This window comes from Pseudomonas tructae (assembly GCF_004214895.1).
Taxonomy (GTDB): domain Bacteria; phylum Pseudomonadota; class Gammaproteobacteria; order Pseudomonadales; family Pseudomonadaceae; genus Aquipseudomonas; species Aquipseudomonas tructae.
Window position 1 is genome coordinate 4,465,314 of sequence record NZ_CP035952.1, and the last position, 12,850, is coordinate 4,478,163.

The 12,850-nt window shown below is 62.6% G+C and carries 12 protein-coding genes; 4 read left to right on the forward strand and 8 right to left on the reverse strand.

The window, feature by feature from the left end:
* Positions 1–226: 226 nt before the first annotated feature.
* Entirely contained in the window at positions 227–1,303 is a 1,077-nt protein-coding gene (gene mtnA / locus EXN22_RS20450) for an S-methyl-5-thioribose-1-phosphate isomerase (protein ID WP_130265770.1), read from the reverse strand.
* A 108-nt stretch (positions 1,304–1,411) separates the two neighbouring features.
* Here mtnA and EXN22_RS20455 point away from each other — a divergent pair, with 108 nt between their 5' ends.
* The 4 genes from EXN22_RS20455 to EXN22_RS20470 all read left to right on the forward strand — a co-directional run bounded on the left by EXN22_RS20455 (position 1,412) and on the right by EXN22_RS20470 (position 5,023).
* Positions 1,412–2,743 carry a TRZ/ATZ family hydrolase gene (locus tag EXN22_RS20455; RefSeq protein ID WP_130265771.1) on the forward strand — a complete coding sequence of 444 codons (1,332 nt, stop codon included), beginning with the start codon at positions 1,412–1,414 and terminating at the stop codon, positions 2,741–2,743.
* 61 nt (positions 2,744–2,804) lie between these two features.
* The gene (gene ubiG / locus EXN22_RS20460) at positions 2,805–3,503 is read left to right on the forward strand and encodes a bifunctional 2-polyprenyl-6-hydroxyphenol methylase/3-demethylubiquinol 3-O-methyltransferase UbiG (RefSeq protein ID WP_130265772.1); all 699 of its coding nucleotides are present in this window, start codon (positions 2,805–2,807) and stop codon (positions 3,501–3,503) included.
* Positions 3,504–3,505: 2 nt separating this feature from the next.
* Positions 3,506–4,177 (forward strand): N-acetylmuramic acid 6-phosphate phosphatase MupP, encoded by a 672-nt coding sequence (gene mupP, locus EXN22_RS20465; protein WP_130265773.1) that lies wholly within the window; start codon positions 3,506–3,508, stop codon positions 4,175–4,177.
* A 105-nt stretch (positions 4,178–4,282) separates the two neighbouring features.
* Entirely contained in the window at positions 4,283–5,023 is a 741-nt protein-coding gene (locus EXN22_RS20470; protein WP_130265774.1) for a YciK family oxidoreductase, read from the forward strand.
* A gap of 2 nt (positions 5,024–5,025) precedes the next feature.
* Here the strand turns inward: EXN22_RS20470 and EXN22_RS20475 are convergent, their stop codons facing one another.
* From EXN22_RS20475 to EXN22_RS20505, 7 genes are all read right to left on the reverse strand, one after another.
* The gene (locus EXN22_RS20475; protein WP_407691980.1) at positions 5,026–5,784 is read right to left on the reverse strand and encodes a TenA family transcriptional regulator; all 759 of its coding nucleotides are present in this window, start codon (positions 5,782–5,784) and stop codon (positions 5,026–5,028) included.
* Between the two features lie 69 nt (positions 5,785–5,853).
* Positions 5,854–8,310 (reverse strand): EAL domain-containing protein, encoded by a 2,457-nt coding sequence (locus tag EXN22_RS20480; protein ID WP_130265776.1) that lies wholly within the window; start codon positions 8,308–8,310, stop codon positions 5,854–5,856.
* A gap of 105 nt (positions 8,311–8,415) precedes the next feature.
* The gene (locus EXN22_RS20485) at positions 8,416–10,248 is read right to left on the reverse strand and encodes an ABC transporter ATP-binding protein (RefSeq protein WP_130265777.1); all 1,833 of its coding nucleotides are present in this window, start codon (positions 10,246–10,248) and stop codon (positions 8,416–8,418) included.
* On the reverse strand, positions 10,241–10,873 hold the full coding sequence (locus EXN22_RS20490; protein ID WP_130265778.1) for a DsbA family protein: 633 nt from the start codon (positions 10,871–10,873) through the stop codon (positions 10,241–10,243). Before EXN22_RS20490 ends, EXN22_RS20485 begins: the two co-directional genes overlap by 8 nt.
* Before the next feature lie 3 nt (positions 10,874–10,876).
* A complete protein-coding gene (gene trhO, locus EXN22_RS20495; protein WP_130265779.1) occupies positions 10,877–11,815 on the reverse strand; it encodes an oxygen-dependent tRNA uridine(34) hydroxylase TrhO in 939 nt (312 codons plus the stop codon).
* A 109-nt stretch (positions 11,816–11,924) separates the two neighbouring features.
* The gene (locus EXN22_RS20500) at positions 11,925–12,224 is read right to left on the reverse strand and encodes a BolA family protein (RefSeq protein WP_130265780.1); all 300 of its coding nucleotides are present in this window, start codon (positions 12,222–12,224) and stop codon (positions 11,925–11,927) included.
* A gap of 15 nt (positions 12,225–12,239) precedes the next feature.
* Positions 12,240–12,761, reverse strand: a complete 522-nt coding sequence (locus EXN22_RS20505; RefSeq protein ID WP_130265781.1) for a DUF2059 domain-containing protein — start codon at positions 12,759–12,761, stop codon at positions 12,240–12,242.
* Between the last annotated feature and the right edge of the window lie 89 nt (positions 12,762–12,850).

Consider the following 12,850-nt stretch of genomic DNA (forward strand, 5'->3'; position numbering starts at 1 on the left):
AACGAAGCTCGCCGCTGCAAAGTGACTCCTTGCAGCGACTTACGACAAATCAACGAGTTATGCCATGGATCTGCGCAGTAAAGGCAGCCCCTTAAGGCGACCTTGGAAACCGTCGGATGTTACCACAATCGCCCAGAGGGTGGGAGTAGCCTGCGGCACTACTACCCTACTGCTCGTCGATAACGCCCGTTAGCCGCCACAGCAGGCCGCAGACGGGGGCAAACACTCAATGCAAACGCTTGCGGCACATCAGTTGCGCCATCTTCACCGTATCCGGGCGCTCGACGATGCCTTTCTCGGTGATGATCACGTCGATCAAATCCGCCGGGGTTACGTCGAACACCGGGTTGAAGGCCTCCAAAGGCGCATCCGGCGACTGGCCAGCAAACGCCAGCAGCTCGCTGGCGCCGCGTTCTTCGAGCAGGATATCCTCGCCGCTCTCCAGATTCATGTCGATGCTCGAGCTCGGTGCCACGACCATGAAGCGCACACCATGGTGCATGGCATTGACCGCCAGCTGGTAAGTCCCGATCTTGCTCGCCACATCGCCATTGGCAGTGATGCGATCGGCGCCGACGATCACCCAGGTGATGCCCTTGGTTTTCATCAGGTGGGCTGCAGCGGAGTCGGCGGTGACTGTGGCCGGGATGCCCTCGGCTGCCAATTCCCAGGCACTCAGCCGCGAGCCCTGCAGCCAGGGGCGGGTTTCATCGACATAGACCCGCTCGATCATGCCTTCCAGATAAGCGGCGCGCACTACCCCCAGGGCGGTCCCGAAGCCGCCGGTGGCCAAGGCCCCGGCATTGCCATGGGTGAGCACCGCCTGCTCGTTGCCCTGGTGCTTGCGGATCAGGTCGACGCCCAACTGCGCCATGGTCAGATTGGCTTCACGGTCGCTGTCATGGATGGCCATGGCTTCGGCCTCCATGATGGCCAGCACGTCATCGCCCTCCTTGAGCCGTAACAGGCGCTCGCGCATGCGGTTCAAGGCCCAGAACAGGTTGGCGCCGGTCGGTCGGGCATGCACCAGCAGCTCGAAATCCTCTTCCAGGGCCATCTCCCAGTCACCCCCTACAGCCAGGCGCTGGCGAATCGCCAGGGCCAGGCCATAGGCGGCGCTGATACCGATGGCGGGCGCCCCGCGTACCGCCATCGTGCGAATGGCCTCGGCTACTGCAGCGGCATCGCTACAGGCCAGCCAGACCTGCGTCGACGGCAGTGCGCGCTGGTCAAGCAGATAAAGGGTGCCATCGCGCCAATCAATGGCTTTCACCTTCTCTGCGGCCATTAGTCGATCGCGCATGCCTCACTCCATCATTCGGACATCAAAAGCGCACGATTATAGCGAGCCCCAGGCGCGGACGCTCGGGTATACTTCGCCTTCACCGCCAGTCGCCCAGGGAAACCTGTCATGCCCAAACCCGCTACGCCGCTCGACCTGCTGCTCCTGCCTACCTGGCTGGTGCCGGTCGAACCTGCCGGGGTGGTATTGAAGGAGCATGCCCTGGGCATCCGCGACGGGCAGATCGTATTCATCGGCCCGCGCAGCCAGGCCCAGGCCTTCATCGCGAGCCAAACCCGCGAACTGCCGGGCTGCCTGCTCAGCCCGGGGCTGATCAACGCCCACGGCCATGCGGCAATGACCCTGTTCCGCGGCCTGGCCGATGACCAGCCACTGATGACCTGGCTCCAAGAGCACATCTGGCCAGCCGAAGGGCGCTGGGTCGATGAAGACTTCGTGCGCGACGGTACGGACCTGGCCATCGCCGAGCAGCTCAAGGGCGGCATCACCTGCTTCAGCGACATGTACTTCTACCCCAAGGTGGCCAGCGAGCGCGTGCACCACAGCGGCATCCGCGCGCAGATTGCCGTGCCCCTGCTGGACTTCCCGTTCCCTGGCGCGCGCAGCACCGAAGAAGCCCTGCAGCAGGGCATCGAGCTGTTCGGCGACCTGCGCCACCACCCTCGCATCAGTGTAGCCCTGGGCCCGCATGCACCGTACACGGTCAGCGACGCCAACCTGGAAAAGATCCGCGTCATCGCCGAAGAGCTGGACGCACCGATCCACATGCACATCCATGAAACCGCCGTCGAAGTCGAGCAGTCGCTGCGCACCCGCGGCGAGCGCCCCCTGGCCCGGCTTGCCCGCCTCGGCCTGCTCGGCCCGCGCCTGCAGGCGGTTCACATGACCCAGGTCAGCGACGAAGACCTGGCCCTGCTGGTAGAAAGCAACACCAGTGTGGTGCACTGCCCGGAGTCCAACCTCAAGCTGGCCAGCGGTTTCTGCCCGGTCGAGCGCTTGTGGCAGGCCGGGGTCAACGTTGCCGTCGGTACCGATGGCGCGGCCAGCAACAATGACCTCGACCTGCTCGGCGAAACCCGCACCGCGGCCCTGCTGGCCAAAGCCGTCGCAGGTTCGGCCAGCGCCCTGGATGCCCATCGGGCGCTGCGCATGGCAACCCTCAACGGCGCTCGGGCCCTGGGCCTGGAAGCGATTACCGGCTCACTGGAAATCGGCAAGGCCGCCGACCTGGTCGCCTTCGACCTGTCCGGCCTGGCCCAGCAACCGGTGTACGACCCGGTTTCGCAATTGATCTACGCCAGCGGCCGGGACTGCGTGAAGCACGTCTGGGTCGCCGGCAAGCCACTGCTTGACGACCGGCGCCTGACCCGCCTGGACGAACAAGCCCTGCACGCCACCGCCTGCGCCTGGGGCCAGCGGATCGGCGAGCGCAACGAATAAGCGCCCGGCAGCCAGTGCTGGCGGGCAAGAGCAAATTATCCAAGTTTCAGAGGACTGTTCCATGAGCAACGTCGACCACGCCGAAATCGCCAAGTTCGAAGCCCTGGCTCACCGCTGGTGGGACCGCGAGAGCGAGTTCAAGCCACTGCACGACATCAACCCGCTGCGGGTCAACTGGATAGACGAACGCGTCAAACTGGCCGGCAAGAAGGTCCTCGACGTCGGCTGCGGCGGCGGCATCCTCAGCGAGGCCATGGCCCAGCGCGGCGCCACCGTGACCGGCATCGACATGGGCGAGGCGCCGCTGGCCGTGGCCCAGTTGCACCAACTCGAATCCGGGGTCAACGTCGAGTACCGGCAGATCACCGCCGAGGCCCTGGCCGAAGAAATGCCCGAGCAGTTCGACGTGGTCACCTGCCTTGAGATGCTTGAGCACGTACCAGACCCCTCCTCGGTGATCCGCGCGTGTTTTCGCATGGTCAAGCCCGGCGGCCAGGTGTTCTTCTCGACCATCAACCGCAACCCCAAGGCCTACCTGTTCGCCATCATCGGCGCCGAATACATCATGAAGCTGCTGCCGCGCGGCACCCACGACTTCAAGAAATTCATCCGCCCGTCCGAGCTCGGCGCCTGGAGCCGCGATGCCGGCCTGAGCGTCAAGGACATCATCGGCCTGACCTACAACCCGCTGACCAAGCACTACAAGCTGGCCAACGACGTTGACGTCAACTACATGATCCAGACCCTGCGCGAGGAATGAGCATGCGTTTGCGAGCGGTACTTTTCGACATGGACGGCACCCTGCTCGACACGGCGCCGGACTTCATCGCCATCTGCCAGGCCATGCTCACCGAGCGCGGCCTGCCGGCCATCGACGCACAAAAAATCCGCGACGTGGTCTCGGGCGGGGCCAAGGCCATGGTGTCGGCGACCTTCAACCTCGACCCGGACGCCGAAGGCTTCGAGGCCCTGCGCCTGGAGTTTCTCGAGCGCTACCAGCAAGGTTGCGCGGTGCACAGCAAACTCTACGATGGGATGGCCCAATTGCTGGCCGACATCGAGAAAGGCAATTTGATCTGGGGCGTAGTCACCAACAAACCGGTGCGCTTTGCCGAGCCGATCATGCAGCAGCTGGGCCTGAGCGAGCGTTCGGCGCTGTTGATCTGCCCGGACCATGTGAAGAACAGCAAGCCGGACCCCGAACCGCTGATCCTTGCCTGCAAGACCCTCAACCTGGACCCGGCCAGCGTGCTGTTCGTCGGCGACGACCTGCGCGACATCGAGTCGGGCCGCGATGCCGGCACCCGTACTGCGGCGGTGCGCTACGGCTATATTCACCCTGACGACAACCCCAACAACTGGGGCGCGGATGTGGTGGTCGATCATCCGCTGGAGCTGCGCAAGGTGCTCGATAACGCGCTTTGCGGCTGCTGATTTCAGACAAGGATCGCGGGGCAAGCCCGCTCCCACAGTGACCATACCCACCCTGTAGGAGCGGGCTTGCCCCGCGATAAGTCAACACATTCAAGAGGTAACCCCATGTTCGATTACGCTGCCCGCCCCGACCTGCTCAAAGGCCGGACCATCCTGGTCACCGGCGCCGGTCGTGGCATCGGTGCGGCTGCGGCCAAGAGCTATGCCGCCCATGGCGCCACCGTCTTGCTGCTGGGCAAGACCGAAGCCAACCTGAGCCAGGTCTACGACGAGATCGAAGCAGCCGGCCACCCCAAGCCTGCGGTCATCCCGTTCAACCTGGAAACCGCCCTGCCGCACCAGTACGACGAGCTGGCAGCAATGATCGAAGCCGAGTTCGGCCATATCGACGGCCTGTTGCACAACGCCTCGATCATCGGCCCACGCACGCCGCTGGAGCAGCTCTCGGGCGACAACTTCATGCGCGTGATGCAGGTCAACGTCAATGCCATGTTCATGCTCACCAGCACCCTGCTGCCGCTGCTCAAGCTCTCGCAGGATGGCTCGGTGATCTTCACCTCCAGCAGCGTCGGGCGCAAAGGCCGAGCCTACTGGGGTGCCTATGGGGTGTCTAAGTTCGCCACCGAGGGCCTGATGCAGACCCTCGCCGACGAGCTTGAAGGTGTCGCGCCGGTACGCGCCAACAGCGTCAACCCGGGTGCCACCCGTACCAGCATGCGCGCCCAGGCCTACCCTGCGGAAACCCCGGAAAACAACCCGCTACCCGAGCAGATCATGCCGGTCTACCTGTACCTGATGGGTCCAGACAGCACCGGCATCAACGGCCAGGCGTTCAACGCCCAGTAAGCTCAGCCCTCGGCCAGTTCCGCCCGGGCCCGGGCGGGCTGGCGCTGTTCCTGCTCTTGCTGGATGCAGCGTTCGAGGAACAGGAACATGTAGTCGTAGCTCTTGCAGATCGCCCGGCGCAACTCTTTCTGCAACGCCACCGACGGATTGTTACCGGCCAGGGTACAGACAATCTCCAGCGCCTCCCAAGGATGCGCGTCATCGTACTGCGCGTGCATCTTCAGCCACTTCATGGCGCGCTTGCGGCCCTCTTCCGGGAAGCCCTGGGCGTAGACGCCGGTCGAGCAAACCACCGCCGACCACTCACCGGTTGCACCTTCGATGGCGTAGTTGGTGGCCGCAACGGCCACCACCAGCGAATCGGTGGCGCAGGTATGCCAGCACCAGTCACTCAGCGCATTGAGCTCACTGGGTACGTCCTGGGCTTGCAGGTCTTCCAGGCTGACACCATGGGCCTGGGCCCAGTACAGCCAGTAGTCGGCATGATTGAGCTCGACGCGGATATTGCGCATCAGCCAGCGACGCGCCATGTCCTCGCCAGGGTGGCGGGCGTATTGGGTCTTGGTGAGGTTTTTGGCCATGTACAGGGAGAACTGCTCGACCACCGGCCAGCCGCCGATCAGGTACTGGCGCATGGTCCGGCCACTGAGGCGGCCGTCACGCATGCGTTGATAGAGTTCATGCTCCACCACCCGACGCTTGCTCTCGCTGCAGTCCTTGATCAACTGCTGGGCCCAAAGCGGGTAACTGCTGGGGTCCATCAATGGGCCCGTACGAATAAACGCGTCAATCACTGTCAGCTCCTTGTTCCTTGTGATTATCGGTGGATCTCAGCGAAAGGTCCCCGGCGCCTTGAACATCAGGGGCCTTGCAGCAATCCGTTTGCGCTGCAAGCTGTCACAGGTGAACACCTGTGGCCGCTCGATCAGGTATCCCTGGGCGTAGTCGACGCCAATCTCCTGCAGGGCCTGTTCGATCAACGGAGTTTCGACGAACTCGGCGATGGTGCGCTTGCCCATCACGTGGCCGATGTGATTGATCACCTCGACCATGGCCCGGTTGATCGGGTCATCGAGCATGTCCTTGACGAAACTTCCGTCGATTTTCAGGAAGTCTACAGGCAAATGCTTCAAATATGCGAACGACGACATCCCGGCGCAGAAGTCATCCAGCGAGAACCGGCAACCTAGGCCCTTGAGCTCGTTGATAAAGCGAATGGCACTGCCCAGGTTGGCGATCGCGCTGGTTTCAGTGATTTCGAAACAAATCATGTGCGGCGGGATGGCAAACTCGCTGAACAGTCGCTGCAAGTACTCGAGAAACTTGTCATCGCCGATACTGCTGCCCGACAGGTTGATGGCACACATGGCCAACGGGCCTTCGCGCTCCTCGTCCAGGCATTGGCGAATGACCTTGAACACACTGCGTACCACCCAGCGGTCCAGCGCGGTCATCAGGCCATAACGCTCGGCGGCGGGAATGAAGCTGTCCGGAAGGATGATCCGCCCACTTTCATCATGCAGGCGCAGAAGGATCTCGATATGACCGGCGCCCTCATGGGGGCCGAGGGCAGCGATTTCCTGGGCATAGAGGCAGAAGCGGTTTTCTTCCAGGGCCACATGCAGGCGCTGGATCCAGGCCATTTCGCCAAAACGCATGGACAGCTCGCTGTCATCGGCGTGATACACCTGCACGCGGTTGCGGCCCTTTTCCTTGGCCATGTAGCAGGCCATGTCGGCCGCCCGCAGCGAGGCTTCCAGGGTCGTCGGCCCTTGGGCGATATGCACCAGGCCCAGGCTCACGGTGGTCATGAACGGCCGCCCCTTCCACACAAAGTGCAGGCTCTGCACCGCCTGGCGCAGGCTTTCGGCGATACGCTCAGCCTGATCCTGAGGGCAGTTCTCCAGCAGGATGCCGAATTCGTCACCTCCCAGCCGCGCCAGGGTGTCGCCTTCGCGCAGGCCGGCCTGCAATACCGCGCAGATATGCCGCAGCAGTTCATCCCCTGCGGCATGACCACAGGTGTCATTGACCAGCTTGAACTGGTCCAGGTCGAGAAACATCAAGGAATGACGCGCCGGCTTGCGCGCCATCGCATTGAGCGCAAGCTCCAGGCGGTACTCGAACTCGCGGCGGTTGGCCAGCCCGGTGAGGGCATCATGGGTCGCCTGCCAGGACAGGTTGGCGATGTACTGGCGCTCCTGGGTCATGTCGTGCAGCACCAGAACGATGCCGCTGACCTTGCCCTCGGTGATGATCGGCGCCCCGACCAGGGTGACCGACACTGTACTGCCGTCCAGGCGCTGGATCAGCTTGGTGTGTTCACTGCCGCCTTTGAGGCCGCCTTCGAGCACGCACTCGACCAAGGTCAGGCTGTCTTTTTCGGCATTTTCGTCGAGCAGGCTGAACAATGCGGCCAGGGGCAGGCCCTGGGCCTGGGCCGCATGCCAGTGGGTCAGCTGTTCGGCAGCCGGGTTCATGTAGGCAATGCAGCCTTCGACATCGGTGGTGATGACGCCATCGCCGATCGACTCAAGGGTGATCTGCGCCCGCTCCTTCTCCACTTCCAGGGCATTGGCAAAGGCCTGGCGCTGGGCCAGCAACTTGCTCGAGCGCATCCAGGCCAGGGCAATCAGGAACAAGGCGGTGGCAAGGTTGGTGACCAGCAGCACCTGCAGCAACATCCGCGAACCTTCGCCCAAGGCATCACTGAAGGCCCGCGCGGCTGGGGTCACGGCATCGTTGATCGCCGCAATCTGCGCTTTCCAGCCGGCGACACTACGGGCATCGGCCTGGCCTGCGCGAAATCCGCTGTGCATTTGCTCGGCCACTTCATCGAGCTGACGCAGGAACCCATCACCGACCGACCACAGCTCGATGGCTTTCTGCATATAGCTGACCTGATGAAAGTTCAGGTAAAGCCAGATCACACTGGACACGTCGTCGGGATGGTTGCCACCCTGGAGAATGCCGCGGCGGGCAGCGTCGATATCCGGGGTGGCGAGGTCGAGGGCCACGCGCAGGTCATGGCCGCCCTGAGGCACGCCTATGGCCTTGCGATACTTCTGAAAGATCGCCTCGTCACGGCTGTCAGCGTACTGATTGAGGTAATAGATGGCATCCTTCTGGCCCTTGGACCACAGACTCTCCCCCGCCACATAACCACGCACGGCCGATAGCGCGTACAGGCTGATGCTCCCGAGCAAGGCCTGAAACAGCACCACGGCAACAAATGGCCAGATTATGCCCAACAACTTTGGCGCTTCGAGAGTCCGTTTTCGCTTCATGAGGTCCCTTGCAACAGAGCCGGATGAATCCCACCTACCAAAGCACAGCCTAGGCTATTTGCCACTAAACCAGGAGTGCTTTTCTCGCCTGCACGGCAATTTGCCCTAACTCTGTTGCAAATGGCCGTACAACTTGGCGTACAAGCCACCTTCGGCGATCAATTGTTGGTGGTCGCCGTCCTCGGCAACATGGCCGCCGTCGAACACCAGCACCCGGTCCGCCTGCTTTACCGCCGACAGACGGTGGGCAATGATCAGGGTGGTTCGGGCGCTGAGAAAACGGCTCAAGGCCTGGTGCAGGTTGTATTCGGTGGCCGCATCCAGCGCCGAGGTGGCCTCGTCGAGGATCACCACCTTGGGCTCGGCCAGCACCATCCGCGCAATTGCCAGGCGCTGGCGCTGGCCACCGGACAAACGCACCCCGGAGCGGCCAACCACGCTGTCCAGGCCTTGCGGCAAGGCCGCAATGGTGGTGTCGAGCTGGGCGATGGCCAGCGCCTGCCAGCAGGCCTCATCACTGCAGTCACGGCCCATGGTCAGGTTGGCACGCACGGTGTCATTGAACAGTGACGGATGCTGCAGTACCACCGCGACGTGCTCACGCAGGGTTTCCAGGCCGATTTCCTGCAGGGTCGAGCCACCAAAACGGATGGTCCCGGCCTGGGCGCTGTACAAGCCCAGCAGCAGTTGCACCAGGGTGCTCTTGCCACCGCCGCTGGCACCGACGATCGCCACCTTCTCACCCGGGGCGATCGACAGGTTGAGCTGATCGAGCACCGGCTCATCGCTATAGGCAAAGCGCAGGCCCTGCACTTCCAGGCCCACGGTGTCGCGGCCCTTGAACGGGTCGATACCGCCGGCATATTGCGGCTCGTCGGCACGCGCCAGCAGCTCGTTGAGCCGGCTCAGGGCGCCGCCGGCAGCGTAATAGGCGTACTGCAGGTTGAGCAGTTGCTCGACCGGGCCGATCATGAACCACAGGTAGCTGAACACTGCGAGCATCTGCCCGATCGACAAATCCGAGAACAGCACCGTAAGCATCGCCGCGGCGCGGAAAATATCGATGCCGAACTGGAACAGCAAGCCACTGGCACGCCCACTGGCATCGCTTTTCCATTGTGAGGCGACCGCATAGTTGCGCACTTCCTGGGCACGCAGGCCAAGGCGGCCGAGGAAATAGCCCTGGCGATTACTGGCGCGGATCTCCTGGATCGCATCCAGGGTTTCGGTCAGCGCCTGGGTGAAGCGCGACGTGCTGTCGTTCTCCAGCTTTTTCAAGTGCTTGACCCGCTTGCCCAGTTGCACTGTGGCAAAAATCACCAGCGGGTTGAACAGCAGAATCAGCAGCGCCAGTTGCCAGTGCATCCACATCAGGATGGCAGCGGTGCCGGTCAGGGTCAGCATGGCCACCAGAAAGCGGCTGAGGGTTTCGCCAACGAACTTGTCGAGGGTGTCCAGGTCGGTGACCAGGTGAGTGGTCACGGTACCGCTACCCAGGCTTTCGTATTCGCTGAGGGAGATGCGTTTGAGCCGCTCGATCAGACGGATGCGCAAGCGATAGACGATATCCTTGGCCAGCCCCGCGAACAGCTTGGCCTGCACAACGTTGAACGCCAGGGCTGCGCAACGCAGGGTCAAGGTGAATGCCAGCATCAGGCCGATGTAGCCGGCGGCAACCTGCCAACTGCCGGGGAGGAACTGGTTCATCCACTTCAGCGCCGCATCGCCATGGCCCAGCAGCACTTCATCGACCAGCAACGGCAGCAGCAAGGGAATCGGCACGCTGCACAACGCCGCCAGCACGGCCACACCATTGGCGATCCACAGCGCTTTTTTATGACGCAGGGCCAGGCGGCGGATTTCTGCCCAGCTCAAGCGATCAGCTTGCACAGGACCTGGCCCTGGTACCGGGTCGGGTGAACCCGGCAGGTCAAGCACAGGCAGCCTGCTTGAGCCAGCGGCCGAGCAGTGGTTCGAGGGCGTCGAGGGCCTGGTAGCCGTTGGTCAGCAAGGCCAGCTGGCCATTGCGCTCGGCCAGCAGGGTCGGGAAGCCGGCGATGCCCAGGTCCTGGACCCAGGAGAAGTCGGCCGCCGTGGCCGAACGTTGTTCGGCGCGGGTGAAGGCATCGGCAAAGGCTGCGCGTTCGTAACCGGCCTGTTCAGCCAGCTCCACCAGCAACGGTGCACGGGTAACGTCTTCGCCACGCTGGTAGAAGGCTTGCTGGATCAGCTTGAGCAAGGCACCGACATGCTGCGGGTCAAGGCTGCGGGCGGTGACCAGGGCCCGACAGGCAGGCTCGGTGTCGTAAACAAAACCGTCCGGCAGCGCACCCTCGAACCGGAACGTCTGCCCGGTGGCCTCGTGCACCGCCTGCCAGTGATCGAGGATATAGCCACGGGTCGCGGCATCCAGTGCCCGGCTGCCCGAGCGCAGGCCACCCAGCACCACCTGGGTCGGCACACCTGCCGCCTGCGCCTGGGCGATCAAGGCTTCGGCGACCGGGGCAAAACCCCAGCACCAGGAGCACATCGGGTCCATCACATACAGCAGGCGTGCGGACATCAATCAGGCCTCGGCAACTTTGCGGTAGTTGTGACCGATCGGGTGAGGCTGATTGCGCGCCTTGGCCAGCTCGATCTGCTTCTGCCGGTCAATGGCACTGCGCCGGGTCTTTTCGCTCAGGCTGTCCCAGCAATGCGGGCAGCTGATGCCTGGCGAATAGTGCTCGGACGCACGCTCCTCCACGCTGATCGGGGTGCGGCAGGCATGACACTGGTCGTAGTCACCTTCGCTCAGGTCGTGACGCACGGTGACCCGGTTGTCGAACACAAAGCAGTCACCCTCCCAGCGGCTTTCATCCTGGGGTACCTCTTCGAGGTATTTGAGGATCCCGCCCTTTAGATGATAGACCTCTTCGAAACCCTCGCCGAGCATATAGCTGGAGGCTTTCTCGCAGCGAATGCCGCCGGTGCAGAACATCGCCACCTTCTTGTGCTTGGCCGGATCGAAGTTGGCCTTGATGTACTCGGGGAACTCACGGAAGGTGGTGGTCTTGGGGTCGATCGCGCCTTCGAAGGTACCGATCGCCACTTCGTAGTCGTTGCGGGTATCGATCAGCAGCACTTCAGGGTCGCTGATCAGCGCGTTCCAGTCCTGGGGCTCGACGTAGGTACCGACTTTGTAGTTCGGGTCCACGCCCGGTACGCCGAGGGTGACAATCTCTTTCTTGAGCTTGACCTTGGTGCGGTAGAACGGCTGTTCATCGCAGTAGGATTCCTTGTGGTCGACATCGACCAGGCGCGCATCGCTGCGCAGCCAGGCCAGCAGGCCGTCGATACCTTCACGGGTACCGGAAACCGTGCCGTTGATACCTTCCTCGGCCAGCAACAAAGTGCCCTTGATGCCGTTGGCCATCATGCTCTCGAGCAGCGGCTCGCGCAGCTCGACGTAATCTTTGAGGGTGACGAATTTGTACAGCGCCGCAACGACGATAGTGTGGGACATGCAGAAACTTCTCCAGGTGGTCACCCTCGCAAAGGGCGGACCGGATGCCAAATAAAAACGCGCCGACAAGCGGCGCGTTAGTCATTCTAGCAAAAACCTGACAAGGAAATCAGTGCTTGCTACCACCGGCGCAGGTCGGTGATGCCGGCGCTACGCCGATTGCCTGCCATTCCTGCGGCGTGTAGGTGTGCAGCGCCAGGGCGTGGAACTGGCCCATCAGCTCACCCAGGGTGGCGTAGACCTTTTGGTGACGCTTGACGCTATTGAGCCCCTCGAACTGCTCGCTCACCAGCACCGCCTTGTAGTGGGTCTGCTGGCCACGGCTGTGCATGTGGCTTTCATCGAGCACCTGCAGGTGCTTTGGCGCCAGCGCCTGCAGGCTCTGCTCGATCTTTTGCTGCATGGTCATATCAGGCTCCGCGAGTTACTTCTTGGCCGGCGCGGCCTTGCCGGCATTCGGATCGAGTTCCTTGGTCATGTCAGCCAGCAGCTTGTTGACCACCGGTACCGCGCTTTCCAGTTTCTGCTGGGTGAGCTGGGCCGATTGCTGGGTCACTTGCGGCATCTTCTCCAGGACTTTCTTGCCCAGAGGCGACTGGTAGAACGCGACCAGGTCCTTCAACTCGCTTTCAGTGAAGGTAGTGGTGTAGAGCTTGACCATGTCCGGCTTGAGCTTGTTCCAGCCGATGGCCTGGTCAAGGGCAGCGTTGGCCTTGGCCTGATAGCTGTCGAGCACGGATTTCTTCGAGGCCGGGGCCTTGGTCTGCTCGAAACGCTGGGCGAACATCTGTTGCACCTGCATGTAGACCGGAGTACCGAGCTTGTCGGCATGCGCCATCATGAGGAATTTTTCAGCACTGGCGTTGTGGCTGGCGGTATCTGCAAGCACCTGGCCGCTGGCGCAGACCAGCGCTACAGCAGTGCAGAGGGCGCGAAGACGGGTCATCGGAATTCCTTCAATAGACAGAAGAGGTAGTACCCCAGAATAGAGCATTCTGCGCCGACAGTGGCACAGTGCTCAAGTGGGTCGACGCG

What these genes read in the sequence shown, in the direction of transcription:
- trhO (WP_130265779.1), bottom strand. Translation starts at nt 11,815, where the DNA reads ATGTCCCACACTATCGTCGTTGCGGCGCTGTACAAATTCGTCACCCTC.
- EXN22_RS20475 (WP_407691980.1), bottom strand. Translation starts at nt 5,784, where the DNA reads ATGGACCCCAGCAGTTACCCGCTTTGGGCCCAGCAGTTGATCAAGGAC.
- EXN22_RS20500 (WP_130265780.1), bottom strand. Translation starts at nt 12,224, where the DNA reads ATGACCATGCAGCAAAAGATCGAGCAGAGCCTGCAGGCGCTGGCGCCA.
- mupP (WP_130265773.1), top strand. Translation starts at nt 3,506, where the DNA reads ATGCGTTTGCGAGCGGTACTTTTCGACATGGACGGCACCCTGCTCGAC.
- EXN22_RS20470 (WP_130265774.1), top strand. Translation starts at nt 4,283, where the DNA reads ATGTTCGATTACGCTGCCCGCCCCGACCTGCTCAAAGGCCGGACCATC.
- EXN22_RS20455 (WP_130265771.1), top strand. Translation starts at nt 1,412, where the DNA reads ATGCCCAAACCCGCTACGCCGCTCGACCTGCTGCTCCTGCCTACCTGG.
- ubiG (WP_130265772.1), top strand. Translation starts at nt 2,805, where the DNA reads ATGAGCAACGTCGACCACGCCGAAATCGCCAAGTTCGAAGCCCTGGCT.
- EXN22_RS20505 (WP_130265781.1), bottom strand. Translation starts at nt 12,761, where the DNA reads ATGACCCGTCTTCGCGCCCTCTGCACTGCTGTAGCGCTGGTCTGCGCC.
- EXN22_RS20480 (WP_130265776.1), bottom strand. Translation starts at nt 8,310, where the DNA reads ATGAAGCGAAAACGGACTCTCGAAGCGCCAAAGTTGTTGGGCATAATC.
- mtnA (WP_130265770.1), bottom strand. Translation starts at nt 1,303, where the DNA reads ATGCGCGATCGACTAATGGCCGCAGAGAAGGTGAAAGCCATTGATTGG.
- EXN22_RS20490 (WP_130265778.1), bottom strand. Translation starts at nt 10,873, where the DNA reads ATGTCCGCACGCCTGCTGTATGTGATGGACCCGATGTGCTCCTGGTGC.